Source organism: Mesorhizobium waitakense (assembly GCF_056431085.1).
In genome coordinates, this window is sequence record NZ_JBWKME010000050.1 from 154,770 (window position 1) to 178,055 (window position 23,286).

The following is a 23,286-nucleotide window of genomic DNA, read 5'->3' on the forward strand; positions in this document are numbered from 1 at the left end:
CATGCCTGCTGAGGGTCCGCGCGGCGCCAAGCTTAACTCAAGATGGCTTACAGTCGTCGGCATCGGCGAGGACGGTTTAGCGGGTCTCGGCGACGAGGCCAAGCGGCTGATCGCCAAAGCGGAAATCATCTTCGGTGGCAAGCGGCACCTCGCACTTGTCGCCTCCTTCGCCAAGGGCGAGGCGCGCCCATGGCCGGTTCCTTTCGATGCCGATATGGTCGACGTGCTGGCGCTTGCCGGCAGAAACGTGTGCGTGCTCGCCTCCGGCGATCCGTTCTTCCATGGGGTTGGCGCCACCCTCGCCCGCAAGGTGAAGGCCCAGGAGATGCATGTCATCCCGGCACCATCGGCCGTTTCGCTGGCAGCGGCCCGCCTTGGCTGGCCGCTGCCGGATATCGAGACCGTGTCGCTGCATGGCCGGCCGCTCGACCTGATCCGGCCGCTGCTGCAGCCGAAAGCGCGCATCTTGGCGCTGACGTCGGACGCCGCAGCACCTGCTGCAATCGCGCGCCTGCTCGTCGAACTCGACTTTAGCGCATCGCGGCTTACTGTGCTCGAGGCGCTAGGCGGTCCGAACGAAAACCTGCGCTCGGCCCGTGCCGATGCCTTCGACCTCGAAAACATCAATCCGCTCAATGTTTTGGCGATCGACGTTGAATCGGGGCCTGATGCGCGCATCCTGCCGCTCACGGTTGGCCTTGCCGATCATCTGTTCGACCATGACGGCCAGATCACCAAGCGCGAAATCCGCGCTATCACCCTGTCGGCGCTGGCGCCACGTCGCGGCGAGTTGCTGTGGGACATCGGCGCCGGCTCCGGCTCCATCGGCATCGAATGGATGCTCGCCCATCCTTCGATGCGTGCCATCGCCATCGAGGCGGACCAGATCCGCGCCGCCCGCATTGGCCGCAACGCTGCTGCCTGTGGCGTTCCCGGCCTGATCGTGGTGGAGGGCAGTGCACCCAAGGCGCTCGCCAGGCTGGACACGCCGGACGCGATTTTCATCGGCGGCGGCGGCAGTGATACCGGCGTCTTGAACGCCGCCATCAAAGCCCTGCGCGCCGGCGGCCGTCTCGTCGCCAACGCGGTGACGCTGGAGATGGAAACCCTGCTTCTCGCGCGTCACGTCTCGCTCGGCGGCTACCTTACCCGCATAAACATATCCCGCGCGTCGCCGGTGGGCTCGATGCAGGCGTGGCGGCCTGCCATGCCGGTCACCCAATGGAATTGGGTGAAGCCATGATGGTCGCAGGCATCGGCAGCCGAAAAGGCGTGACAGTCGAAGACGTACTTGCGGCGATAGAAACCGCGCTGGAGACGCACGGGCTGACGATGACAGCGTTGTCCGCCTTGGCGACCGCTCCCCTGAAGCAGGACGAAAAGGCCATTTTCGCCGCCGGACATCAGCTCAATCTTCCGGTCATCGTCGCCGATGCGGCCGCGATCGGGGCCGCCTCGTCGGCCACGCTCAGCCATTCCGTTCTCTCGCAGGATCTGGCTGGCACGCCATCGGTTTCCGAAGCATCCGCGCTTGCCGTCGCCGGCAAGGACGCGAGGCTGATCGGAGCCCGTATAGTGCTTGGCCCGGTCACCTGCGCCATCGCCATCAGCGGAGATGCGCCATGACCGTGCATTTCATCGGTGCCGGTCCAGGTGCCGCCGATCTCATCACGCTGCGCGGCGCCAGGCTGCTGGCCAGCTGCCCGGTCTGCCTGCATGCCGGTTCGATCGTCGCGCCCGAATTGCTGCAACACTGTGCGCCGGGGACAAAACTGATCGACACCGCGCCGATGTCGCTCGACGAGATCGAGGCCGCGTATCTCGATGCCCACAAGGCCGGCCATGATGTCGCCCGTCTGCACTCCGGCGACCTGTCGGTGTGGAGCGCGGTTGCCGAGCAGATCAGGCGGCTGGAGAAGCACGGCATTCCCTACACGCTGACGCCGGGCGTCCCCTCCTTCGCCGCCGCGGCCGCAGCACTTCGCCGCGAATTGACCATTCCCGAAGTCGCGCAAAGCCTGGTGCTGACCCGCATCTCCGGCCGCGCCTCAAAGATGCCGCCTGGAGAAACGCTGGCTGGTTTTGGCCGCACCGGCGCCACGCTCGCCGTTCACCTTGCCATCCATGCCATTGACCGCGTCGTCGCCGAGCTGACGCCGTACTATGGTGGGGATTGCCCGGTGGCGATCGTCTTCCGCGCCTCATGGCCGGACGAGCGCGTGCTGACCGGCACGCTGGAAACAATCGAGGCACAACTCGCTGCCGATCCGATGGAGCGCACGGCGATCATCTTCGTCGGCCGTTCGCTGGCGGCGGAAGGCTTTGGCGAGAGTTCATTATACGACGCCCATTACCAGCGGCGTTTTCGCGGACGGGACGGATTGTGAGCGGCAGCACCAGGAACAAGGGCGAGAACGCTACGCTGGAACAGGCGTTGTCCCGGCTGAATTTCAAGCCGCGCCGCCTTGAGCCAGGCCATGTCTGGCTGGCCGGCGCCGGCCCCGGGGACCCAGGCTGCCTGACCCTGGAAGTGCTGGCGGCCTTGGCCGAGGCGGATGCACTGGTCTACGACGCGCTGGTCTCCTCCGATGTCGTCGCCGTTGCCGCAAACGCCGAGCTTTTCTTCGCCGGTAAGCGCGGCGGAAAACCGTCGATGAAGCAGGACGACATCACCGCCCTGCTGGTCCGGCTGGCGCGCGAAGGTCGCCGCGTCGTCAGGCTGAAGGGCGGCGATCCCTATATTTTCGGTCGTGGCGGTGAAGAAGCCTTGGCGTTGGCGCGGGAACATATCCCGTTCCGCGTACTGCCCGGCCTGACATCGGGGCTGAGCGCGCTGGCCGCGACCGGCATCCCCGCCACCATGCGCGGCATCAACAAGGCGGTGATCCTGGCCACCGGCCACGCCGCCGGTTCCGATGACGATATCGACTGGGGCGCAATCGCCCGCACCGGCCAGCCGGTCGTGGTCTATATGGGCATGGCCAATCTGCCCCTCATCGCCGCGGAACTGCTCGACGGTGGGCTGGCGCCGTCGACGCCGGCGGCAGTGATCGTTGCCGCGACGACGCCGCAGGAACAGACCGTCGTCGCCACGCTCGCCACCATTGCCGAGGAAGCCGCCGCCGCCGGGCTGACCTCGCCGGCGCTGATCGTCGTTGGCGGCATCGTTGCCATGCGCGCGGCACTGGCGGGCAACCCGTGAGCGCCCGTGCCATCATCATCGGCGCACCGCGCTCCGGCTCGGGCAAGACCAGCGTCACCATCGGCATCCTGCGCGCGCTGACCCGGCGGGGCTTGAAAGTACGCGGCGCCAAGTCAGGCCCCGACTATATCGACCCCGGCTTCCACACCGCCGCTACCGGTCTGTCCGGCGTCAATCTCGACAGCTGGGCGATGCCGCCATCGCTGCTCAACGCACTCGCCGCGCAAGCGGCTGATGACACCGATTTCGTCATCCTCGAAAGCGCCATGGGCCTGTTCGACGGCATCCCGGCGGCTCCCGGCCGCACCGGCTCGGCGGCCGATCTCGCCCGCCTTTACGGCCTGCCCGTGCTGCTGGTGCTCGACGTTTCCGGCCAGTCGACCACGGCGGCCGCCGTCGCCAAAGGGTTTGCCACCTACGATCCTCATGTGCGCATGGCTGGCGTCGTGCTCAACCGGCTGGGCAGCGAGCGCCACAGGCGGCTCTCCGGCGACGCCATCGAGGCGCTCGGCCTGCCGATTGTCGGCGCAATCCTGCGCGACCCGACGCTGAACCTGCCGGAGCGACATCTCGGCCTAGTCCAGGCCGGCGAATATGATGATCTGATGGCGCATCTCGACCGGCTGGCCGACATGGCCGAGAAGTCGCTCGATCTCGATGCCGTAATGAGGCTGGCGACACCCCTCACCCCAGCGCCCGGCGGCTTTGACGACGCGCTTTCGCCGCCCGGCCAGAGGATTGCACTGGCTGAAGATGCCGCTTTCACCTTCCTCTATCCGCATGTGGCGGCCTGTTGGCGCAAGGCCGGCGCCGAGATCGTCCCGTTCTCGCCGCTCGCCGACGAGGCCCCCGACGAAGGCTGCGATGTCTGCTGGCTGCCCGGCGGCTATCCCGAGCTCCATGCCGGCAAGCTCGCCGCCGCCACGAATTTCCGCGCCGGAATGGCAAGATTCGCCGAGACGAAGCCCATCCATGGCGAGTGCGGTGGCTTCATGGTGCTTGGCGAAGCCCTGGAGGACGCGTCGGGCGAAACGCACGGAATGCTCGGCCTGCTCGGTCACTCCACCAGCTTTGCCAAACGCAAGATGAATCTCGGTTACCGCGAGGCGCGGCTGCGCGCTGGTTGTCCGTTGGGCGCGCAAGGCGCGCTGATCCGCGGCCACGAATTCCACTATGCGCAGATGATCGCGACCGGCAATGACGAGCCGCTGGCCGACCTCGCCGACGGCCAGGGCAACCCCATTGGCGCCTCGGGTTACCGGCGCGGCCATGTCAGCGGCACCTTCTTCCACGCCATTGCGAGGGGCTAGAGCATGATCCCGAAAAATGGCAGCCGGTTTTGGGAAGAAATCCGACTCAAATTCCAGAACTTCAGCCGTTCGCCCCGGCAAATCCCCAGCGATATCGCGCTTTGCCTGGTCTTCTTCACCCGGCTGCCGCTGCCCGTCTTCGACTTTCGCGGCCGCAGCCTTGCATCCGCGATCTGGGCCGCCCCGGTCGCCGGCCTTGTCGTCGGCCTGATCGGCGCCATCGTCTTTGCCACGGCGGAACGGTTTGGCCTCGCCATGGACCCGGCGGCGGCCCTTGCCCTTGTGGCAACCCTGCTCACCACCGGCTGCCTGCATGAGGATGGGCTCTCCGACGTCGCCGATGGCTTTGGCGGCGGCAAATCGCGCGGCCGCAAGCTCGACATCATGCGCGACAGCCGCATCGGCGCCTACGGTGCCGCAGCACTCGCTCTGTCGCTGCTGATCCGCTGGAGCGCATTGCAGGAATTCACCGAACCCACGCAGGCCCTCTTCGCTCTCTTGGCCGCACATGCCGCCTCGCGCGGCGTGCTGGGCGCCTTCATGCACCTGCTGCCCCCCGCCCGGTCCGAGGGCCTCTCGGCGGATGCCGGTACCGTCTCGTTCGAAACCGCCATAGCCGGTGCCGTGCTCGGCGCGATACCGCTGCTGTTGCTCGGGCTCGGCGGCGCCATTGTCGCGCTTATCCTGCTCGGCCTGCTGTTTGCCGCCTTCCGCGCCGTTTGCCTCAACCAGATCGATGGCCAGACCGGCGACACGATCGGCGCCTTGCAGCAGCTGAGTGAAATCGCCGTGCTGCTCATCGCTTCCGTTGCTCTTTCCTGATTCCCCCTTGGCCTGATTCCCTTTCGGAGACTTTGCCCCCATGTCCTTCAAATCGCTCGATGAACTGCGCGCCGCTTGCGTCGATCTACCCGCCGGCAGCGATGCTGCCGCAAATGCGGTCGCCCGCCGCCAGGACACGCTGACCAAGCCGCAAGGCAGCCTCGGCCGGCTCGAGACCATCGCCTCGTGGCTGGCACGCTGGCAGGGCCGCGATATGCCAAAACTCGACCGGGTGAAGGTCTTTGTCTTCGCCGGCAACCATGGCGTTACCGCACAAGGCGTGTCGGCCTATCCTTCCGAAGTCACGGTGCAAATGGTGGCGAATTTCGCCGGCGGCGGTGCCGCCATCAATCAGTTGGCCCGCATCGCCGGCGCCGAACTCGACGTCATCCCGCTCGATCTCGACCATCCCACGGGCGACTTCACGCAAGGGCCGGCGATGGATGAGACGGCGTTTCTTGCCGCCGTGTCGGCCGGCTACGACGCGGTGACGAAAGACCTCGACCTTATCTGCTTCGGCGAAATGGGTATCGGCAACACCACGCCGGCCGCCGCTATTTCAGCGGCCCTGTTTGGCGGCGGTGCGGAGAAGTGGACCGGCCGCGGCACCGGCGTCGACGACGCTGGCCTGAAGCGCAAGGTGGTCGCCATCGAGGCCGGCTTGAAGCGCCATGCCGCCGCCCTTGCCGATCCGCTGGGGGTTGCCGCCGCACTCGGCGGGCGCGAACTCGCCGCCATCTTCGGCGCCACGCTCGCCGCCCGCCATCTGGGCATACCCGTGCTGCTCGACGGCTTCGTCTGCACCGCCGCCGCCGCACCGCTGGCAAGGCTGCACCCGACAGGGCTCGCCCATACGATCGCTGCACACGTCTCGGCCGAATCGGGCCACCGTGGCTTGCTCGAAGCGCTCGGCCTGCCGCCGCTGCTCGATCTCGGCATGCGGCTCGGCGAAGGCTCCGGCGCCTGCCTCGCCGTCAACATCGTCCGCTCGGCGTTGGAGTGCCATGCCCGCATGGCAAGTTTTGCCGAGGCTGGTGTGTCGGAGAAGTAAACGCCGACTTCCCGTATAGATCGGACAAGCCACAGGCACCACAGCAAGGGCGGTATCTTTCAATTGTAGCGATTCTCGAATAGGTCTGGTGGATGAAAAAGCTTCATCCTGCTGCCGCTGCTGTGACTATCGCCGTGCTGCTTGCAGTTGTGCTTCGGCGTAATGGATATTCAAGTTACGGCCCGATCGACACCGCGATTCTGGCGGTTTTCCTGGTTTTCTTCTGGTGGCTGATCAGTGATTTTTCAGGCGGCAAGGCCAGCATTGATGCCGATGGCCATCAAAGTGCGGACAACGGCATCGCATTTCGGCTCGGCAGGTTTCTGAACCGCATTTTTCGGCGCGGCAATCGCAGCCTTTGATGCCCCGCCCGGATGATGTTGAGGGCGCCGCCGGTCAAATCGCCATGAAGGCCAGGTTCAAAGCCAGTCTTGGGAAGACCGCACCATAACCGGCGCATGCCCGAGACGCGTCAATGCGTCTCGCTTTCAGGTCTTTTCCACCAAGTCTTTGAAGAATTTGGTGGGTGCGCACAGGATTGAACTGTGGACCCGCTGATTAAGAGTCAGCTGCTCTACCAACTGAGCTACGCACCCACTCGGCCGGCAAAAACCGGCGTTGGCGGGCATATAGCCGCCACCATCGGTCCTGTCCAGCCCTGCCGGAATCATTTCCCGACAAATCGACCGAGCCCGTCTGCGGTTAGACGAACAGTCTGCCTTCCGCCACCTTGACCGCGTTGCCGCCGATGCGCGCCGAGGCCAGTTTTCCGCCTTGCACGGTCAGTTCGAGGCGGATGCGCGACGGCCGGTGCATCTCCAGCCCCTGCTCGATCCACAGTTGCGAAACACCGTCGGTCGGCGCGTCGAAATGCATGATGGCGCCGGCGAAGGCGGCCGCCGCCGAGCCGGTCGCCGGATCCTCATAGGACGGCGTGCCCGGCACGATCATGCGGACATGGAACGCGCTTTCGTGGTTCACCGTCTCGCGGCAATAGACATAGGGGCTGGCGAAGGCCCACTCGCTCTTACGCGGCGCCAGTTCCGACCACGCCTGGTTGTCCAGCCGGATTCGGCCCGCTGCCTCGAGATTGGCGACCGGGATGGTGACATAGGGCACACCCGCCGACCAGAACGAGACGCGGTGATTCTCGAAGCCAATCTCGTGCGGCGCCAGCCCAAGGGCCGCACCGATCGCCTCCGGATCGGCTTCGAGCTTCAGCGGCTCCGGCAGCTTCGCCAGATCGAATTCGGCGAAAATGTTGCCATCATGCTTGCTGACGGCGCAACGCACCGGACCGATGTTTTCTTCCAGCACGAAGATGCCGGCGCCGCCCTCTCCCGCCAGTTCGGCCAGCGCAATCGCCGAGCCCACCGTCGGATGGCCCGCGAACGGCATTTCATAGTCGGGGGTGAAGATACGGATGCGGTTTTTGTGCTTGGGATTGTCCGGCGGCAGCACAAAGACCGTTTCGGACAGGTTGAACTCGCGCGCGATGGCCTGCATCGCGGCCGTGTCCAGACCCTTGCAATCCAACACCACGGCCAGCGGGTTGCCGGCCAGTCGCTCGGTCGTAAACACGTCGTAAAGCAAGTAATTCCGGGTTTGCATGCCTGCCTCAATCCCAACATGGGCGAAATTTAATTTGATATTTGAACCAGTAACCCTGATCTGTGCACAGATAGGGACATTGCGCATCATAGGGGTCCAACGTGGACCAGATTGTCAATCTGCCAAAGACGGAATCGGATTCCGCCATCGAGACGGCGCTCGGGCTCGACAGGCAAGGTCTGCGCAAGACGCGCCGGCGTGGCTGGCTCTATGCGCTGCTGACTCTGATCGTGCTCGCCGCCGGTCTTGGGCTTTATCAATGGTATGCCGGCTCGCCGGCCAAGATCGACTACACCACCGTGCCGGCCGCCAAGGCCGATCTCACTGTCGCGGTGTCGGCGACCGGCACGCTGCAGCCGCTCACCCAAGTCGATATTTCCAGCCAGCTCTCCGGCATCATCCGCTCGGTGTCCGTCGAGGAGAACCAGCAGGTCAAGAAGGGCGACGTGCTGGCCGCCCTCGACACCGCCAAGCTGCAGGTCCAGATCGAGCGGGCGCAGGCGTCCGCCAAGGGAGCGGCCGCCAATGTCGAGGACGCCACGGTGACGCTCGCCGAGAATGAGAAGGCGCTTGTCCGCGCGGCCTCGCTGACCAATCGTGGCATGGCGACCGACCAGTCGCTCGAGGCGGCGACCGCGACGCGCGACCGCTCCAAGGCGGCACTCGACAGCGCTGAGGCCAATCTCGCCATCGCCAATGCCGATCTGAAATCACAGCAGACCGACCTCGCCAACAGCACCATCTATGCGCCGATCGACGGCATCGTGCTGACGCGCTCGGTCGACCCCGGCCAGACGGTCGCCTCCTCGCTGCAGGCGCCGGTGCTGTTCATCATCGCCGCCGATCTCAGAAACATGGAGCTGGTGGCGGCGGTCGACGAGGCCGACATCGGCGCGGTCAAGACCGGCCAGCATGCCCGTTTCACCGTCGATGCCTTCCCGGACCGGCCGTTCGACGCCGAGATCCGCGACATTTCCTATGCCTCGGTCACCACCGACGGCGTCGTCACCTACAATGCACGTCTTGAGGTCGACAACAACGAGCTGTTGCTGCGGCCCGGCATGACCGCAACCGTTTCGGTCGTCACCCGGCAGGCCAAGGACGTGCTCACAGTGCCCGCCACCGCCTTCCGTTATCGCCCGGCCCAGCAGGCGGCCCGCGGCTGGAGCCTCAGCGACCTGTTCACCGGCCGCATGGGTCGCCCCGGCGGCAACCGACAGCGCCAGGCCGCGACGACGCCAACCGACGGCTCGCGCACGCTCTATGTGCTGGAGAATGGGCGGCCGCATCCGGTCAACGTCAGGATCGGCTCAAGCGATGGCGAATTGACCGAGATCACCTCGGGCCTCAAGGAAGGCGCTGAGGTCATCACCGCATCGCAGCAGCGGAGCTGAGGCCGTGGCTGCCGGTGCTGCCCTCATCACCTTCGACAAGGTCTGGAAGAGCTATGGCCAGGGCGAGGCCAAGGTCCATGCGCTGGCCGGCGTCGACCTTGCCATCCGGCGCGGCGAATTCGTCGCCATCATGGGCCCGTCCGGCTCCGGCAAGTCGACGGCGATGAACATCATCGGCTGCCTCGACACGCCTACGGCCGGCACCTATTCCTTCATGGGCATCGACGCCGGCCGGCTCGACCGCAACCGCCGCGCTATGCTGCGCAACCTCTATGTCGGTTTCGTCTTCCAGGGCTACAATCTCTTGGCCCGCACCACGGCGGCGGAAAATGTCGAACTGCCACTGATCTATCGCGGCGTTGCCGCCCGCGAGCGCCGCGACCTTGCCATGCAGGCGCTGTCCCAGGTCGGCCTTGTCGGCCGCGAGCACCACACGCCGGCAGAACTCTCCGGTGGCCAGCAGCAGCGCGTGGCGATCGCGCGTGCCATCGTCACGAGGCCGACGCTGCTCGTCGCCGACGAGCCGACCGGCAATCTCGACACCGCGCGCACGCACGAGATCATGGAGCTGCTGACAAAGCTCAACAAGGAGCTCGGCCTGACCGTCGCCATGGTCACCCACGAGGCCGACGTCGCCGGCTATGCCGAGCGCACCATCCGCTTCCTCGACGGCCATGTGGCCTCCGACAGCATGAACCTGGAGACGGCATAACCATGATCTGGGAAACCGTCCGCCTCTCGCTGCGCTCGATCCGCCGCAATGTGCTGCGCTCGTTCCTGACGCTGCTCGGCATCGTCATCGGCGTCGCCGCCGTCATTGCCATGCTCACCATCGGCTCCGGCACCACCGAAAAGGTCAAGGCCGACATCTCCAAGCTCGGCAGCAACCTGCTGGTCGTCCGCTCCGGCCGCCCGGCCGGGCCAGGCGGTCCGGGCGGGCTCGACCAGGTGGTCCGTCCGCTGGCCGAAAAGGACCTCGCGGCACTCGTCGCGCATCTGACCGGCGCGCGCGCCATTTCGCCGGCCTCGCAAAAGCAGGTCCGCGTCATCTTCGGCACCGAGAGCCTGACCTCGGGCGTCACCGGCACCGACAGCGCCTATCTCGATGCGCGCGACTGGAAGCTGGTTTCCGGCCGTCCGTTCAGCGATTCCGAAACCCGCTCCGGCACCGGCGTCTGCCTGATCGGCGAGACAGTGCGCCAGCAATTCTTCGGCGCCGGTGACCCGGAAGGTGAGTTCATCCGCGTCAACCGCACCTCCTGCAAGATCATCGGGCTGCTCGAGCCTAAGGGCTATACCGGCTTCGGCCAGGACCAGGACAATGTCGTCCTGATGCCGCTGCACGCCTATCAGCGCCGCATCGCCGGCAATCGCGACATCGACAACATCTACATCGCCGCCGACGACCGCACGCCGACCAGCGAGTTGCAGCCGCGCGTCGAGGACATTTTGCGCGATATCAGGCGCGTCACCCCCGACCGCGAGAGCGATTTCGCCATCCGCGACATGACCCAGATCGCCGACGCCATGGCCAGCGCCACCACCACCATGACCGGCATGCTGGGCGCGGTCGCCGGCGTCAGCCTGCTGGTCGGCGGCATCGGCATCATGAACATCATGCTGGTCTCGGTCACCGAGCGCACGCGCGAGATCGGCATCCGGCTTGCCATCGGCGCGCATGAAAAGCACATCCTCATCCAGTTCCTGGTCGAGGCGACGGTGCTGTCGCTGCTCGGCGGCATCATCGGCATCCTGATCGGCCTGGCGCTGGCCGGCATCGCCTCGGTGGCGCTGACCATCCCCTTCGCGCCAAGCCCGGCGGTCATCCTGCTCGCCGTCGGTTTTTCAGCGCTGATCGGCATGGTGTTCGGCTTCTTCCCGGCGCTGCGCGGCGCCAGGCTCGACCCCATCGACGCGCTGCGGCACGAGTAACCCGAGGCCAGGTCCCCACGGCGATCTCGCCGGGGGCCTCTTCCGCGTCGTGAATATCCCAGGCGGCCGACCGCGAGACCGACGGCCTCATGACCCTCCCAAGTTCGCGCCCAGTATAACGAGAAGCTCGTCCAACTGCTCGAACTGCTCGGGCATCCCATCCTCCATTCCGGCGATGGCCTCGTCGAGCGATTCCTTCGATGGATAGAGTTCGTGCAGCACCAGCAGCGTCTTGCCGTCTTTTTCTTCGAAGGTCACCGTGGTCACGGCGGCGTCCTCACTTTCCTCATTCGTCCAGACGAGGCGCGAGTTAGGTATCACTTCGAGGTACTTACCGTAGAATGCCATGGCGCTTGAGTCATCGTGGCCAAACGCAACACGGTACCCGCCTCCGACACGAACATCCATCTCGCAGGAATGCAGAGGCACGCCCGTCGACTTCGGTGCCCACCACTGCATAAACAGCTCGGACTTGGTCCACGCCTCGTACACGATGCGCGCCGGGCCATTGAACGTACGCGTAATGACGAGCTCTCGCTCGGACTTCCGTTCGATCGTCGTGCGGCTATTCATGGGGGTGGGCTCACCCTCTCTTCTTGCGTCCATCGGCTTTCTCCTTCCGTTTCAATTCCTCGACAACCTTGTCCAATTCGTCGAAGCGTGCGCCCCAGAGCTGGCGGTACCTCTCGATCCATGCCGCCTCTTCCTCCAGTCGGCGCAGGCCGAGCTTGCAGGTCCGCACGCGCCCGACCTTCTCCGTGGTGACGAGCCCCGCCTGCTCCAAGACGCCGACATGCTTCTTCATGCCCGTAAGGGTCATGTGGAACTTCTCGGCGAGCTCCGTGATCGAAGCATCGGAACTTCCGAGCTGCTCCAGGACGCCGCGTCGGGTGGTGTCCGAAAGCGCGGCGAACGAGGCATCGAGATGGGGGCGAAGATACTGAACCATATGGTTCAGTATCTAACAGACGGATTGGCGGCGTGCAACAGGAGACCCGGCGCGTGCTGCGTGTCGCCTTCAACGCTTCCAAATCGACCTCATTTCGATGCAGATTCGATCGACTCGGCGATCTCCAGGCCCTAAGGCAAAACATCTCTGGTCGGGGGCGAACAACGCATGAGCAAGAAGACACGACTGATCCTGGCGATGGTCGTCATCGAAGCAGTCCTTGCAGGCATCTGGTGGTATCTCGCCCGCTTCGGCATGGCCAATCCCGATCGGGTCACCGCCGATTTCCAGGCAGTCGTCGGACAGACCATGGGAATGGCGATGGGCGGCTTGCTGGGTCTTGGCTTTATCTTGTTCTTCGTCGCCGCCCGCAACGATCGCAAGGCGGCGCAGGACAAGACGCGTCGTTAGTCCACACCCGCAAAATGCCACTCGACCAGCGGCTTCATATGCGCCGCCAATCCGTCCGGCAGGTCGGCGGCGTGGCGGATGATGACCGGCCCCTCGATTTCCGGCTCGGTCTCGGTGGCGACGAAGGCTGAGATTCGCCGGGCAAGTTCGTCAGCCGGAGCAGTCTCGCGATAGCGGCGGAAGATCACCGTTCCGCTGGCCGTCGACAGGACGTGGTAGCGCTTGCCGCGTGGCGCGTCCGACAGATCCAGACCGGTCTCCTCGCGCACCTCGCGGACCATGTTGAAATCGACGTCGACCTGGCCGTCGCGAAAATCGATGGGCTCGAACGAGCCGGCGGCGAAATAGACGCGCCCGGCATTGACCGTGTGCGAGCCCATGCGGATAGCCACCAGCGCATTGTCACCGGCCACCAGCACGGCATGGGCATAGGCATGTTCGGCGCCCGAATTCTCGCGCCGCTGACGCCAAAGCATGAAGGTGGAGTAGTTGACCGCATGGCAGCGGCCGACGAGACGGTTGTCGCGATACGTGAGTTGCGACAGCAGCACCACCGTGCCGTCGAACAGCGCCGGCTTGGCTGCCACCTCGCGCTGCCAGTTCTCGACGATTGCCTCCGCATTATCCAGTGCGAACGGGTGCGGGCTGGGATCGAGCCGCACGTCGACGGCATCGACCGGCAGGATGACATTGCGCGGCAGGTCGAAACTCATCGGCGTATCAGGTCATGTCCAAGGTGATCGCCACGGGACAATGATCGGATGCCTTCGGCCTGTCCCAGCCGGCGCGCGGAAACCGGTCGACCTCCTGGCCGGGCGGGAAGATCGTCCGCCAGGGCTGGCCGTTGCGGATGATGTCTGGAACGGCCGTCGCGTTGCTGGCGGCGAGCCCTTTCGACAACAGGATGTAGTCGAGCTGGCACAGATGCCGTTCTTCCGGTCCGCGCGTGTGGTAGAAACTCCAGCGGTTCATCTCCGGCCGCCGCTCGACGACGTTTTCGCAGAAGCCGCCTTCTGTCAGCACGTTGATGCAGGACTGGTTTTCGTTGACCACCTCGAAGCGGTGGCCGTCGATCGCGTCGCCGGCGATCTTCACGCGTTGCCGGTAATCATTCATGTCGCCGCAGATCGCCCAGCGCTTGTCGGCGGCCCCGCTCTTGTCAGGAGTGTCCTTGCCGAAGCGCTCCTCGATGATCCGGCGCACGGCTTGAGCCTCGGCGATGCGCACCGGCATCGTCGCTTCGCGTCCGTCGAGCCCGTTGCGCGGCGAGCCCATCGACTTGAAGTGCACCAGATAAAGCGTCAGCGGCACGCCGCCCACAGTCACGTCGACTTCCAGACAGTCGCGCCGGAAGATGCGCTCATTGGCCTGGTTGCCGAGTGCCTCGAGCTCCGGCGTGTGCAGCCCGAACTGTTCGTAGGTGACGTAGGCATGGCTGGTCATGCGCACGAATTCGATCGCCTGGCCCTGCGCAGTCTCGTTGCGCATCATCACGGCGACGTCGATGCCGCGCGAATCATTGCCCGATGTGGTGTATTTCTGCCGGTAGCCCTGCCCCACCATCTTGAACAGATAGCCATATTCGAAGGCCTTCAGCGCCTCGATGTTGTCAACCTCCTGCATGCAGATGATGTCGGCGCGGGTGGCCGCGATCGCCAGCGCCGTCAGTTGGCGCGTATCGTCGGACTGGGCGATGGCGCGCGCCTGCTCCAGCATCTTGTACTCCGCCTCGCTCTGGATATCGAACAGCGCCAGCGTGCGATCCTCGTTGAGCTGGTTGCGATAGCCGGAAAAATCGAACCTGTTCATCAGGTTCTCGACATTGAAGGTGGCGAGGCGCAGCGACATGCCATGACCTTTGCCCGCAAGCGCGGCGGAAAACAAGGTCGCAGCACCACCAGCGGAGATCGATCGGTCCTGATGCCTCTCGCGCCATGGTTGACGGAACCTTTCCGTTCATCCGCCGTTCAGATGCAAACATCCACAATAGGCCCCCTAGGGTAGGCGTGGGGCCTGTATCTCTTGGAGAGTGCAATGAACTCGCTCTTTTCTTCCACGGTCAAATCTGGGCTGATAGCCCTCGGTATACTGTCCGGCGTCACGGCGCCGTCGGCCGCAGGGCCGATGACGCAACCGGACGTGTCGATCCCCGCCAGCACTGCGGCGCCGATGGTGGTCCGCGAAGGCTGGGCGGGCGGCAACAATGGCGGCAATTGGAGCTGGCGCCGGTCGGGCAATTGGAATGGCGGCCACGGACACTGGAACGGCGGCGGCGGAAACTGGAACAATCGCGGCCACGGACACTGGAACGGCGGCGGCGGAAACTGGGGTTGGCGCCATGGTGGCCATCATTATCACGGCGGCCACTACTACGACGACGGCGCGGCTGCCCTTCTGGGCCTCGGCCTTGGGCTCGGCATTGGCAGCATGTACAACAACTACAATTACTACGATGCGCCGCCGCACCGCTACTATCGCACCTACCGGAGCTCCCATGTCCAATGGTGCTATAACCGCTACCGGTCGTATCGCGCCTGGGACAACACGTTCCAGCCCTATGGCGGCCCGCGTCAGCAGTGCTATTCGCCCTATTGACGAGTTGGTCTGTAGCGGAGCCAAATGAAAAACGGCGCCATGTGGCGCCGTTTTTCATTTTCAGCTCTTTAAAGCCAAGGTCTTCGAGCGCAAGGTTCAGTTCTTGGCTTTGTCGACCAGCTTGTTCTTGGAAATCCCCAGCGCGCCCGCAGGGCGAACCCCGAGGACGCGCAAAGGCAAGAACGTGGATTTAACTTAGTTCTTGGCCTTGTCGACCAGCTTGTTCTTGGAAATCCACGGCATCATCGCGCGCAGCTTGGCGCCGACTTCCTCGATCTGGTGGCTGTCATTGTTGCGGCGGATGCCCTTGAAGCGCGACATGCCGGCGCGGTATTCCTGCATCCATTCCGAAGTGAATTTTCCCGTCTGGATGTCCTTCAGCACGCGCTTCATCTCGGCCTTGGTCTCGGCGGTGATGATGCGCGGGCCGGAGACATATTCGCCCCATTCGGCGGTGTTCGAGATCGAATAGTTCATGTTGGCAATGCCGCCTTCATAGATCAGGTCGACGATCAACTTGACCTCGTGCAGGCACTCGAAATAGGCCATTTCCGGCGCATAACCGGCTTCCACCAGCGTCTCGAAGCCGGCGCGGATCAACTCGACCAGGCCGCCGCACAGCACGACCTGCTCGCCGAACAAGTCGGTCTCGCACTCCTCGCGGAAATTGGTCTCGATGATGCCCGAACGGCCGCCGCCGACGCCGCAGGCATAGGACAGCGCCAGGTCAAGCGCATTGCCCGAGGCGTCCTGGTTGACCGCGACCAGGCACGGCACGCCGCCGCCCTTCTGGTATTCGCCGCGCACCGTGTGGCCAGGGCCCTTCGGCGCGATCATGACGACGTCGACCGAGGCCTTCGGCTCGATCAGGCCGAAATGCACATTGAGGCCGTGCGCGAAGGCGATTGCAGCGCCGTCACGAATGTTCGGCGCGATCTCGTTGCGATAGATATCGGCTTGCAGCTCGTCAGGCGTCGCCATCATCATCAGGTCGGCCCATTTGGCCGCGTCCGCCACGCTCATCACCTTGAGACCGTCGGCCTCGACCTTCTTGGCGGTCGCCGAGCCGGCCTTGAGGCCGATGGCGATATCCTTGGCGCCCGAATCCTTGAGGTTGAGCGCGTGCGCCCTGCCCTGGCTGCCATAGCCGATGATAGCAACCTTCTTGCCCTTGATCAGATTGAGATCGGCATCGCGATCGTAATAGACACGCATTTTGTCTTCCTTCCCGGTTATGAATCAGAGGCCTTGCGGCCGGTTGTTGCTCTTGAAAAGAGCGAGAAACTGCTGCGTCGCCCGCGCGGCATCGCCGCCGATCGCCGCCTCAGTCAATTCCAGCCGGTCGCCGAGCAGCAGACGGATCTGCACGTCGCGGGCGACCAGCCCAAAAAAGGTGCGGAACGCCGTCTCGACATCCGCAAAGTCGAGCAGTCCAGCCTGTCGTCCGGCCTCAAGCAGCGGCTTCAGCCGCTTGGCCAAAGCGAAGCGGCCATTCTCCAGCACCACAGCGCCAAGGTTATCCTTGCCTGAACCAGCATGACTGACCGCTACGCGGTTGAGCGCGATCGAGGTGTCGCTCGAAATAACCTTCAGCCAGTCGGAAGCAAAGCGTTCGAGGCTTGCGGTCAGCGACACAAGTTCGAGCTCCTTGCCATCGACCTGCGCCACCCGCACCTTGGACGCCTGCCACTGCACCGTTGCCGTCAGCAGCCCGTCACGGTCGCCGAACCATTTGTAGAGCGTTTCCTTGGAGCAGCTTGCCCGACGCGCCACGGCGGTCATGGTCAGCTGATCGCCCTCCTCGACCAGCAGCCGCAGCGCTGCGTCGAGCACGGCTTTCTGCCGCTCCGTCAGCGCTTCGCTGGTGTCGATCTCGGGCACGATGTCCAACACGCTCTTCTCTCGGCAGGCAAAGGCCGGTCTCGGCAGGCAAGGCCGGCCGGTTATTTCCGGCAAGCCGTACCGTACGTTACGGTTCGCCACTTCTATGGCGTATTGTCCCGATCCATGCAAGTCCTATTTCTATCCACATCGCGTCGTGCCGGACGCCTGCGCGGGGAACGAAGATGCTGATCGGATTGTTGGCCTTGACGGTTGCCGCCGTATTCTCTGGCGCTGCGATTTACGTCAGTGTCGCCGAGCAACCGGCGCGGCTTCGTCTCGACGACAAGGCGCTGCTGCAGGAATGGCAGCCTTCCTACAAGCGCGGCGCCGCCATGCAGGCGTCGATTGCCATTGTCGCCTGCGTTCTCGGTCTCATTGCCTGGTGGCAGACTGGCGGTTTCGCCTTTCTGGTCGGCGCGGTGCTGATCATCCTGCCCTGGCCGTGGACGCTGATCGCCATGATGCCGACCAACAGGGTGCTGGAGGCGATGGACGCAGGCGCCGGCAATCCGCAGACCAGGTCCCTGATCGTCAAATGGGGCGATCTGCACCGGGTTCGCGTAGCCCTTGGCGTGCTGGCGACTCTGGCGTTTCTCTGGGGCAGTCATTCGGCCTGACCGACGCTAAATCATCAGTCGACAACGAGCGGATGGCGCAATCGCCCGAGGAGTGCCGACACTATGTTCAGCTCATCAGCGGAGAGTTTGGCACCGACCAGTTCGGTGATTGACCGCCCATAGACAGCCCACATCTGGCGACGCATCTCGCGGCCCCTGGCCGTGATACGGATGGTCTGGCCGCGGCCGTCATCGGCCACCGGCAGTTTCTCGACCACCCCGTCTGCCTCGAGCCGGGCCAGCAGCCGCGAGACGTTGTATTGCGCAAACAAAGTGCGCTCGATCAGCTGAAACGGCCGCAAGCCGCCCTCACCCGCCTCGGCGAGTTCGTGCAGCACGTCGTACCAGGCAAGCGGTGGCAGGCCGCCCGCCTTCAAAGCATCTTCAGCACTTTCCACGAGCTGGCGCGAAACGCGCATCAGGCGGGCCCAGGCCGTGATGGCTTCGGGCGAAGGCATGGCTTTCTCAGTCATGGCCCACCATAGGCGATAGATGCAACTGCATCAAGCTTGACGGTCAATGCAGATGCATCTATATAAATGCAATTGCATCAACTTTGAGGACGCGTCATGAAACACGAAATCTGCAAGGTCGCCGACATTCCGCAGACGGGCAGCCTGATCGCCCCGTTCTTCGGCCGCGAGGTCCATGTCTACCGCAGCGGCGAACGTATCCGCGCCGCCGCCAATGTCTGTCTGCACTTTGGTGGCCCGCTCGACTGCAAGGACGGCAGGTTGGTCTGCCAATGGCATGGCGCCTCGTTCGACATGGCCAGCGGCGACCGCGTCGACGGTCCGGCGCAAAAGGATTCCCGACTGATGTTCCTGTCGACGCGCGTCGAGGACGGCGCGTTGAACTATGTCTGGGGAGAGTGAGATGACCGACAAGCTCATTGTCGTCAGCCATCCTCTCTGCCCCTATGTGCAGCGCGCGGCAATTTCACTGGCCGAAAAGGGCGTGCCGTTCGAGCGCGTCGATATCGACCTCGCCAACAAGCCGGACTGGTTCAGAGTGATCTCGCCGCTCGGCAAGGTGCCGCTGCTGCGCGTGCAGCGAAATGGCGAGGAAACGGTGATCTTCGAATCCGCTGTCATTCTCGAATTCCTCGAAGAGACACAAGCCAATCCCCTCCACCCCGCCGACCCCTATGCCCGCGCCCGGCATCGTGCCTGGATCGAGTTCGGCTCGGCAATCCTCAACGCCATCGGCCGGTTCTATTCGGCCTCGACGGAGGCCGGCTTCCTCGCCGAAACCAGCGCGCTGTCGGCGATGTTCGATCGTCTCGAAGCCGAGTTGGCGGACACCGAACGGAACGGACCATGGTTCGCCGGCGAGCACCTCTCGCTTGTCGACGCTGTCCACGGCCCTGTTTTCAGATATCTCGACGTCTTCGACCGGATCGGCGATTTCGGCATTCTGGACGGCAAGCCGTTCGTCCGGGCCTGGCGTCAGGCGTTGAGCGAGCGCCCGTCGATCAGGTGCGCCGTCGCGCCGGACTACCCGCAGCGCCTGCATGCCTTTCTGCGGGCGAAGACGTCGCAACTCTCGACGATTATTCAGCGGAACGATCTGGCCATCGCGCTTCCTTGAGCCCGATACGCCTGAACGGATCGACCACCGTGCCGGCCACCATCGAGGCAAGGACCCGCGGCGCCGGCGGGATTTTTGCCACCGTCGCCACCAGCCTGTCGCGGATGAAAGGCAGCGCCATGGAATCCGACTGGTAGAACGGCGTGAACGCCAGCGACAGCGCCTGGAAGACACGCACGTGCCACCGCCGTGCCTTCGCATAGGCTTCCAGTGCCGCCTCGACGTTTGGCGTCCGCGCCAGCGCATGGCTGAGCGCCGCCGCGTCGAGCAGCGCCATGTTCGCCCCTTGCCCCAGTTGCGGACTGGTCGAATGCGCCGCGTCGCCGATGACGGCCAGCCCCCGGCCGGCCGGCCACTTCATCGTGTGGTGGCCGTAGCACGCCAGCGAGAGCTGGTCGAAATCCTCGATCTGGCTGGTGTATGCCTCGCTCTCGGGCCACAGCCGAACCACCCTCTCCTTCCAGGCGTCGAGGCCCCGGTTGCGCACCTCATCGGCGTCGGCCGGCTTCAGGCTCCAGAAGAAGGCCGCCATCTTTTCAGCGCCCGGCTGCGGCCGGCCGATCGGAAGCACACCGATCATCACGCTGGCCTTGTCGTAGCGCTGCAATAGCGCGTGCTCGTCGAAACCTTCATCGCGCCAGCGCAGCGAGGCCCAGAACGCGCCGTAGGTGAGCGGCCGTGGCGCGCCTGCATTGCCCGTGCACTGCCGCAGCTTCGAGCGTGAGCCGCTGGCGTCGACGACGAAGTCGAACGTCCCTTCCCTGCGGCCGTTGCCACAGACCAGCGTTGCCCGTTCGCCGGTCTCCAGAGTCTCGATCTCGACACCTGTCTCGATGGCGATCGCTTCGCGCTGCACAGCACGAAAGAGCACGCCGAACAGAGCCGCCCGATGCACCGCCAGCCCGAAGCGGTGGCCGCGCTGGGCATCATAGCGGACGTCGAGAACAGTGCGGCCTGTCGAGACATCGGCGCCATGCAGTCGGTCGATGCGGCTGCCCAGCGCCAGTATGTCGTCGAGCAGGCCGAGATCAGCCAACACCGTCAGCCCGGTCGGCTGCAGGATCAGCCCGGAACCGACCGGCTTCGGCTCCTCGAAGCGCTCGAAGATGGTGACCTTGTGCCCGGCGCGCTTGAGATAGAGCGCCATGGCGAGCCCCGCCGGGCCGGCCCCGGCAATCGCGATATCGTAGGAAATGCCAATGCCCCCAAAGCCGAACTGGCCGGACAGTCCTTCAGCGGGCGGATTAAATCAAGCCGCGGCTCTTGGCTTTGTCCGCTTCGCGGGCCGGCTCACCCTTGGGCCGCATCAAAACCGGCGCGTGCGTCGCGCACAGCGTCATGGTTGAGCTCGGCCCACAGGATCAGCTGGTGCAAGGCGCCGAACATCGACCGTCCAAGGTCGGTAAGGCTGTATTCAACGCTCGGCGGTTTGGTCGGGAACACTTCGCGATGCACATAGCCGTCGCGCTGCAGGTCGTAGAGCGTCTGGGTGAGCATGCGCTGTGAAATGTCGGGCACCAGCCGCCGCAGCTCGCCGAAGCGATAGGGCTGCTCGGCCAGTGCCGCCATCAACAGTGAGCTCCATTTGCCGTTCAGCCCCTGGATCACGTCGCGAACCGGGCAATCGGCGATGTTGCCGCCATCGCTCAAGGATTTGTAGATCTCGAGCTTGGATCTGAGATTGACGATGGTGCTGTCCACGGCTGGTTCCCTGGCTGTGCCTACCTCCCGAAAAACTGCCTTCTTTACGGCAACAGGTCAATTCCTATTTTAGTGCTGGTCTCTTTTTGAGACCGCCTTTAGTCCCTCCTCTCCGACCCATGCCAGGATCTCCAATGAGCAAAACCCTCCTCGTCACCGGCGCTTCAGGCCAACTCGGCCGCAGCGTCATCAACCACCTGCTGGACACATTCAACGTCCCTGCGGCGCAGATCATCGCCACCACGCGCACGCCGGCCAACCTTGCCGACCTGGCGGCGCGCGGCGTTGTCGTCAGGGCCGCCGACTTCAACGATCCGGCATCGCTTGCCAAGGCCTTCGCGGGCGCCAGCCGGGCGCTCATCATCTCGACCAACGAACTTGAGGTGCAGGGAAAGCGCCGCGAGCAGCAGCTCGCGGCCGTGACCGCGGCCAGCAAGGCCGGCGTCGTCCACCTGCTCTACACCTCGATGCCTAACCCCGAGCCGGGTTCACCGGTCCATTTCGCGCCCGACCACTACGACACCGAACAAGCGATCAAGGCGAGCGGCATTGCCTATACGATCTTCCGCAATGGCTGGTATGACGAGAACCTGTTCATGGCAACGCCGCAAATCCTGGCATCGGGCCAATGGTACACGTCGGCGGGCGATGGCCGCATTTCCTATGGCGCGCGCGACGATCTCGCGGCGGCGATCGCCGCGGGGCTCGCCTCCGGCACCAACGAGAGCGCGACCTACACGCTGACAGGACCCCAGGCCTATACGACCGCCGAGGTCGCGGCCCTCGTCACCGAAGTCACCGGCAAGCCCATCCAGGTCGTGCAGCTTTCCGACGACGCCCTGACCGAGGGCATGAAGGCAGCCGGCCTGCCTGAGCCCTTCGCCAAGCTTCTGGTGTCCTTCGACGCCACCACGCGGGGCGGCGGTCTTGGCATGGTGACGGACGCCGTGGAAAAGCTCTCCGGCCGCAAGTCGGTGTCGCTGAAGCAGTTCCTCGAGACCAACAAGGCTGCCTTGGCGGGCTGACGGTCGGTGAGTGGTCCCGGAAGCCGAACCCCGGCTTCCGGCGCTACTTCGCCTTTTTGAGCAGACCGAGCCGGATGAGGCTTTCGCCGGTAGCGACCAGCGCGTCCTCGCGTGATCGCGGCGCCCAGCTTAGCAGGCGCACGGCCCTCGCTTTGGTTGCATTCTTGACCTTTCCCAGTTCCGGCACCAACTGTGCGACTTCCGGGTTGAACAGGCCCACGATGCGCACCAGCCAATCGGGTAGTTCCCGCGTCGAGACGCGCGCCCCGGCATCGCCCAGTCGCGTTTTCAAAGTCTGCGCGATCTCCCGCACGGTCATGAAATCGCCGGCAACCGCCAGGAATCGTTTGCCCCTGGCGGCAGGATTGGTCATGGCACGCACATGCAGGTCCGCCACGTCGCGCACGTCGACAACGCCGAAAGACAGGCGCGGCAGCCCCGGCATGGCACCGTTCAGCATACGCTGGACAAATTCTGTGGAGGTCGAATGGTCCGGGCCGAGCACCGGCCCGAAGATACCGACCGGATTGACGACCGCGAGTTCCAGTTTGCCACCCTCCGCGGCAATGAAATCCCAGGCGGCGCGTTCGGCGAGCGTCTTCGATTTCACATAGGCGCTGACCTTGGCCGTCGGATCGGTCCAGCTCTCCTCGGTGAACGGCTGCCCGCCGGGCGGCAGCTTGCCATAACCGATTGCCGCGAAGGACGAGGTCAGCACGACGCGCTTCACGTTCGCATCCCGCGCCGCGCGCAACACCCTGAGCGCACCCTCACGGGCCGGGATGATGAGGTCGTCTTCATGTTTCGGCACGCCGGGCGGAAATGGCGAGGCGACATGAAGCACATAGTCGCAACCGGCCACAGCATCCGGCCAGCCGGCATCGGCCATCAGATCGGCGACGGCAAACGAGAGCGCCGCCCCAGGCTCGGTGCCGCCTGCCTTGAGCATGGCCACAATATCGGCTTCGCGTTTGGCCGAGCGCACGGTCGTGCGAACACGGTAGCCGGCGTTCAGCAGTTCGAGAATACAATGCGCGCCGAGGAAGCCGGAGCCACCGGTAACAAGCACCAATTCGCCGCTCATTCCCGTCTCCTCAACCGTTCATCGGCAAGGGCTCGTCAGATCGCCACCTGCGTACCGATCTCTACCACACGGCCAGTCGGGATCTGGAAATATTCGGTCGCGTCGGCC

At 64.6% G+C, this 23,286-nt stretch carries 28 protein-coding genes and 1 tRNA gene; 17 read left to right on the top strand and 12 right to left on the bottom strand.

What is annotated here, in order from left to right; all coding sequences use genetic code 11:
• Position 1: 1 nt before the first annotated feature.
• The 8 genes from cbiE (at position 2) to AC07FD_RS12055 (ending at position 6,747) form a co-directional block, all read left to right on the top strand.
• A complete protein-coding gene (gene cbiE / locus AC07FD_RS12020) occupies positions 2-1,243 on the top strand; it encodes a precorrin-6y C5,15-methyltransferase (decarboxylating) subunit CbiE (protein WP_478350022.1) in 1,242 nt (413 codons plus the stop codon).
• A complete protein-coding gene (locus AC07FD_RS12025) occupies positions 1,240-1,626 on the top strand; it encodes a cobalamin biosynthesis protein (protein ID WP_478350023.1) in 387 nt (128 codons plus the stop codon). Before cbiE ends, AC07FD_RS12025 begins: the two co-directional genes overlap by 4 nt.
• The gene (gene cobM, locus AC07FD_RS12030; protein ID WP_478350024.1) at positions 1,623-2,387 is read left to right on the top strand and encodes a precorrin-4 C(11)-methyltransferase; all 765 of its coding nucleotides are present in this window, start codon (positions 1,623-1,625) and stop codon (positions 2,385-2,387) included. Before AC07FD_RS12025 ends, cobM begins: the two co-directional genes overlap by 4 nt.
• A complete protein-coding gene (gene cobA / locus AC07FD_RS12035; RefSeq protein ID WP_478350025.1) occupies positions 2,384-3,202 on the top strand; it encodes a uroporphyrinogen-III C-methyltransferase in 819 nt (272 codons plus the stop codon). Before cobM ends, cobA begins: the two co-directional genes overlap by 4 nt.
• Positions 3,199-4,512, top strand: coding sequence for a cobyrinate a,c-diamide synthase (locus tag AC07FD_RS12040; RefSeq protein WP_478350026.1), 1,314 nt, complete (start codon positions 3,199-3,201; stop codon positions 4,510-4,512). The genes cobA and AC07FD_RS12040 overlap by 4 nt, the downstream gene beginning before the upstream one ends.
• 3 nt (positions 4,513-4,515) lie before the next feature.
• Positions 4,516-5,334: an adenosylcobinamide-GDP ribazoletransferase gene (cobS, locus tag AC07FD_RS12045; RefSeq protein WP_478350027.1), complete on the top strand. Its 819-nt coding sequence runs from the start codon at positions 4,516-4,518 to the stop codon at positions 5,332-5,334.
• 40 nt (positions 5,335-5,374) lie between these two features.
• Positions 5,375-6,385, top strand: coding sequence for a nicotinate-nucleotide--dimethylbenzimidazole phosphoribosyltransferase (gene cobT, locus AC07FD_RS12050; protein ID WP_478350028.1), 1,011 nt, complete (start codon positions 5,375-5,377; stop codon positions 6,383-6,385).
• A 92-nt stretch (positions 6,386-6,477) separates the two neighbouring features.
• Positions 6,478-6,747: a hypothetical protein gene (locus AC07FD_RS12055; RefSeq protein ID WP_478350029.1), complete on the top strand. Its 270-nt coding sequence runs from the start codon at positions 6,478-6,480 to the stop codon at positions 6,745-6,747.
• 158 nt (positions 6,748-6,905) lie between these two features.
• On the opposite strand, the gene AC07FD_RS12060 is transcribed toward AC07FD_RS12055, so the two are convergent.
• Both AC07FD_RS12060 and AC07FD_RS12065 read right to left on the bottom strand, forming a co-directional pair.
• A tRNA-Lys gene (locus tag AC07FD_RS12060) sits at positions 6,906-6,981 on the bottom strand.
• Between the two features lie 106 nt (positions 6,982-7,087).
• On the bottom strand, positions 7,088-7,996 hold the full coding sequence (locus tag AC07FD_RS12065) for a PhzF family phenazine biosynthesis protein (RefSeq protein ID WP_478350030.1): 909 nt from the start codon (positions 7,994-7,996) through the stop codon (positions 7,088-7,090).
• 101 nt (positions 7,997-8,097) lie between these two features.
• Between AC07FD_RS12065 and AC07FD_RS12070 the strand changes: the two genes are divergently transcribed.
• The 3 genes from AC07FD_RS12070 to AC07FD_RS12080 are packed head-to-tail and all read left to right on the top strand — an operon-like array spanning position 8,098 to position 11,322.
• Complete coding sequence (locus AC07FD_RS12070; RefSeq protein WP_478350031.1) at positions 8,098-9,390, top strand: efflux RND transporter periplasmic adaptor subunit; 1,293 nt, start codon at positions 8,098-8,100, stop codon at positions 9,388-9,390.
• Positions 9,391-9,394: 4 nt separating this feature from the next.
• Positions 9,395-10,102: an ABC transporter ATP-binding protein gene (locus tag AC07FD_RS12075; protein ID WP_478350032.1), complete on the top strand. Its 708-nt coding sequence runs from the start codon at positions 9,395-9,397 to the stop codon at positions 10,100-10,102.
• Between the two features lie 2 nt (positions 10,103-10,104).
• Entirely contained in the window at positions 10,105-11,322 is a 1,218-nt protein-coding gene (locus AC07FD_RS12080) for an ABC transporter permease (RefSeq protein ID WP_478350033.1), read from the top strand.
• A gap of 87 nt (positions 11,323-11,409) precedes the next feature.
• On the opposite strand, the gene AC07FD_RS12085 is transcribed toward AC07FD_RS12080, so the two are convergent.
• Together AC07FD_RS12085 and AC07FD_RS12090 are read right to left on the bottom strand one after the other, a co-directional pair.
• Positions 11,410-11,928, bottom strand: a complete 519-nt coding sequence (locus AC07FD_RS12085) for an SRPBCC family protein (RefSeq protein WP_478350034.1) — start codon at positions 11,926-11,928, stop codon at positions 11,410-11,412.
• Positions 11,906-12,271 carry an ArsR/SmtB family transcription factor gene (locus tag AC07FD_RS12090; RefSeq protein WP_478350035.1) on the bottom strand — a complete coding sequence of 122 codons (366 nt, stop codon included), beginning with the start codon at positions 12,269-12,271 and terminating at the stop codon, positions 11,906-11,908. The genes AC07FD_RS12085 and AC07FD_RS12090 overlap by 23 nt, the downstream gene beginning before the upstream one ends.
• A 168-nt stretch (positions 12,272-12,439) precedes the next feature.
• Here AC07FD_RS12090 and AC07FD_RS12095 point away from each other — a divergent pair, with 168 nt between their 5' ends.
• Positions 12,440-12,682, top strand: coding sequence for a hypothetical protein (locus AC07FD_RS12095; protein ID WP_478350036.1), 243 nt, complete (start codon positions 12,440-12,442; stop codon positions 12,680-12,682).
• Here AC07FD_RS12095 and AC07FD_RS12100 read toward each other — a convergent pair.
• Positions 12,679-13,395 carry a hypothetical protein gene (locus AC07FD_RS12100; protein ID WP_478350037.1) on the bottom strand — a complete coding sequence of 239 codons (717 nt, stop codon included), beginning with the start codon at positions 13,393-13,395 and terminating at the stop codon, positions 12,679-12,681. The genes AC07FD_RS12095 and AC07FD_RS12100 overlap by 4 nt on opposite strands.
• A 7-nt stretch (positions 13,396-13,402) precedes the next feature.
• Positions 13,403-14,530: an endonuclease/exonuclease/phosphatase family protein gene (locus AC07FD_RS12105; RefSeq protein WP_478350038.1), complete on the bottom strand. Its 1,128-nt coding sequence runs from the start codon at positions 14,528-14,530 to the stop codon at positions 13,403-13,405.
• 186 nt (positions 14,531-14,716) lie between these two features.
• Here AC07FD_RS12105 and AC07FD_RS12110 point away from each other — a divergent pair, with 186 nt between their 5' ends.
• Positions 14,717-15,277 (top strand): BA14K family protein, encoded by a 561-nt coding sequence (locus AC07FD_RS12110; protein ID WP_478350039.1) that lies wholly within the window; start codon positions 14,717-14,719, stop codon positions 15,275-15,277.
• A gap of 195 nt (positions 15,278-15,472) precedes the next feature.
• Here the strand turns inward: AC07FD_RS12110 and ilvC are convergent, their stop codons facing one another.
• A complete protein-coding gene (gene ilvC / locus AC07FD_RS12115; protein WP_095087167.1) occupies positions 15,473-16,492 on the bottom strand; it encodes a ketol-acid reductoisomerase in 1,020 nt (339 codons plus the stop codon).
• A gap of 24 nt (positions 16,493-16,516) precedes the next feature.
• The gene (locus AC07FD_RS12120) at positions 16,517-17,170 is read right to left on the bottom strand and encodes a TetR/AcrR family transcriptional regulator (protein ID WP_478350040.1); all 654 of its coding nucleotides are present in this window, start codon (positions 17,168-17,170) and stop codon (positions 16,517-16,519) included.
• 173 nt (positions 17,171-17,343) lie between these two features.
• Here AC07FD_RS12120 and AC07FD_RS12125 point away from each other — a divergent pair, with 173 nt between their 5' ends.
• A complete protein-coding gene (locus tag AC07FD_RS12125) occupies positions 17,344-17,778 on the top strand; it encodes an anthrone oxygenase family protein (protein ID WP_478350041.1) in 435 nt (144 codons plus the stop codon).
• A gap of 14 nt (positions 17,779-17,792) precedes the next feature.
• On the opposite strand, the gene AC07FD_RS12130 is transcribed toward AC07FD_RS12125, so the two are convergent.
• Positions 17,793-18,251 (bottom strand): MarR family winged helix-turn-helix transcriptional regulator, encoded by a 459-nt coding sequence (locus tag AC07FD_RS12130; RefSeq protein ID WP_478350042.1) that lies wholly within the window; start codon positions 18,249-18,251, stop codon positions 17,793-17,795.
• Between the two features lie 96 nt (positions 18,252-18,347).
• Here AC07FD_RS12130 and AC07FD_RS12135 point away from each other — a divergent pair, with 96 nt between their 5' ends.
• The gene (locus AC07FD_RS12135; RefSeq protein WP_478350043.1) at positions 18,348-18,653 is read left to right on the top strand and encodes a Rieske (2Fe-2S) protein; all 306 of its coding nucleotides are present in this window, start codon (positions 18,348-18,350) and stop codon (positions 18,651-18,653) included.
• Position 18,654: 1 nt separating this feature from the next.
• On the top strand, positions 18,655-19,368 hold the full coding sequence (locus AC07FD_RS12140; RefSeq protein WP_478350044.1) for a glutathione S-transferase family protein: 714 nt from the start codon (positions 18,655-18,657) through the stop codon (positions 19,366-19,368).
• On the opposite strand, the gene AC07FD_RS12145 is transcribed toward AC07FD_RS12140, so the two are convergent.
• On the bottom strand, positions 19,331-20,515 hold the full coding sequence (locus tag AC07FD_RS12145) for an FAD-dependent oxidoreductase (RefSeq protein ID WP_478350045.1): 1,185 nt from the start codon (positions 20,513-20,515) through the stop codon (positions 19,331-19,333). The genes AC07FD_RS12140 and AC07FD_RS12145 overlap by 38 nt on opposite strands.
• 143 nt (positions 20,516-20,658) lie before the next feature.
• Positions 20,659-21,069 carry a winged helix-turn-helix transcriptional regulator gene (locus AC07FD_RS12150; protein ID WP_095087161.1) on the bottom strand — a complete coding sequence of 137 codons (411 nt, stop codon included), beginning with the start codon at positions 21,067-21,069 and terminating at the stop codon, positions 20,659-20,661.
• A 134-nt stretch (positions 21,070-21,203) separates the two neighbouring features.
• Here AC07FD_RS12150 and AC07FD_RS12155 point away from each other — a divergent pair, with 134 nt between their 5' ends.
• Positions 21,204-22,094 carry an SDR family oxidoreductase gene (locus AC07FD_RS12155; protein WP_478350046.1) on the top strand — a complete coding sequence of 297 codons (891 nt, stop codon included), beginning with the start codon at positions 21,204-21,206 and terminating at the stop codon, positions 22,092-22,094.
• A gap of 43 nt (positions 22,095-22,137) precedes the next feature.
• Here AC07FD_RS12155 and AC07FD_RS12160 read toward each other — a convergent pair whose 3' ends face one another.
• Positions 22,138-23,178, bottom strand: coding sequence for an SDR family oxidoreductase (locus AC07FD_RS12160; protein ID WP_478350047.1), 1,041 nt, complete (start codon positions 23,176-23,178; stop codon positions 22,138-22,140).
• Between the last annotated feature and the right edge of the window lie 108 nt (positions 23,179-23,286).

Excerpts from the sequence above, each read along its gene's own strand:
- cbiE (WP_478350022.1), top strand. The coding sequence starts at position 2 with ATGCCTGCTGAGGGTCCGCGCGGCGCCAAGCTTAACTCAAGATGGCTT.
- AC07FD_RS12025 (WP_478350023.1), top strand. The coding sequence starts at position 1,240 with ATGATGGTCGCAGGCATCGGCAGCCGAAAAGGCGTGACAGTCGAAGAC.
- cobM (WP_478350024.1), top strand. The coding sequence starts at position 1,623 with ATGACCGTGCATTTCATCGGTGCCGGTCCAGGTGCCGCCGATCTCATC.
- cobS (WP_478350027.1), top strand. The coding sequence starts at position 4,516 with ATGATCCCGAAAAATGGCAGCCGGTTTTGGGAAGAAATCCGACTCAAA.
- cobT (WP_478350028.1), top strand. The coding sequence starts at position 5,375 with ATGTCCTTCAAATCGCTCGATGAACTGCGCGCCGCTTGCGTCGATCTA.
- AC07FD_RS12055 (WP_478350029.1), top strand. The coding sequence starts at position 6,478 with ATGAAAAAGCTTCATCCTGCTGCCGCTGCTGTGACTATCGCCGTGCTG.
- AC07FD_RS12065 (WP_478350030.1), bottom strand. The coding sequence starts at position 7,996 with ATGCAAACCCGGAATTACTTGCTTTACGACGTGTTTACGACCGAGCGA.
- AC07FD_RS12080 (WP_478350033.1), top strand. The coding sequence starts at position 10,105 with ATGATCTGGGAAACCGTCCGCCTCTCGCTGCGCTCGATCCGCCGCAAT.
- AC07FD_RS12085 (WP_478350034.1), bottom strand. The coding sequence starts at position 11,928 with ATGGACGCAAGAAGAGAGGGTGAGCCCACCCCCATGAATAGCCGCACG.
- AC07FD_RS12090 (WP_478350035.1), bottom strand. The coding sequence starts at position 12,271 with ATGGTTCAGTATCTTCGCCCCCATCTCGATGCCTCGTTCGCCGCGCTT.
- AC07FD_RS12095 (WP_478350036.1), top strand. The coding sequence starts at position 12,440 with ATGAGCAAGAAGACACGACTGATCCTGGCGATGGTCGTCATCGAAGCA.
- AC07FD_RS12100 (WP_478350037.1), bottom strand. The coding sequence starts at position 13,395 with ATGAGTTTCGACCTGCCGCGCAATGTCATCCTGCCGGTCGATGCCGTC.
- AC07FD_RS12105 (WP_478350038.1), bottom strand. The coding sequence starts at position 14,530 with ATGTCGCTGCGCCTCGCCACCTTCAATGTCGAGAACCTGATGAACAGG.
- AC07FD_RS12110 (WP_478350039.1), top strand. The coding sequence starts at position 14,717 with ATGAACTCGCTCTTTTCTTCCACGGTCAAATCTGGGCTGATAGCCCTC.
- ilvC (WP_095087167.1), bottom strand. The coding sequence starts at position 16,492 with ATGCGTGTCTATTACGATCGCGATGCCGATCTCAATCTGATCAAGGGC.
- AC07FD_RS12125 (WP_478350041.1), top strand. The coding sequence starts at position 17,344 with ATGCTGATCGGATTGTTGGCCTTGACGGTTGCCGCCGTATTCTCTGGC.
- AC07FD_RS12130 (WP_478350042.1), bottom strand. The coding sequence starts at position 18,251 with ATGACTGAGAAAGCCATGCCTTCGCCCGAAGCCATCACGGCCTGGGCC.
- AC07FD_RS12135 (WP_478350043.1), top strand. The coding sequence starts at position 18,348 with ATGAAACACGAAATCTGCAAGGTCGCCGACATTCCGCAGACGGGCAGC.
- AC07FD_RS12140 (WP_478350044.1), top strand. The coding sequence starts at position 18,655 with ATGACCGACAAGCTCATTGTCGTCAGCCATCCTCTCTGCCCCTATGTG.
- AC07FD_RS12145 (WP_478350045.1), bottom strand. The coding sequence starts at position 20,515 with ATGGCGCTCTATCTCAAGCGCGCCGGGCACAAGGTCACCATCTTCGAG.
- AC07FD_RS12155 (WP_478350046.1), top strand. The coding sequence starts at position 21,204 with ATGAGCAAAACCCTCCTCGTCACCGGCGCTTCAGGCCAACTCGGCCGC.
- AC07FD_RS12160 (WP_478350047.1), bottom strand. The coding sequence starts at position 23,178 with ATGAGCGGCGAATTGGTGCTTGTTACCGGTGGCTCCGGCTTCCTCGGC.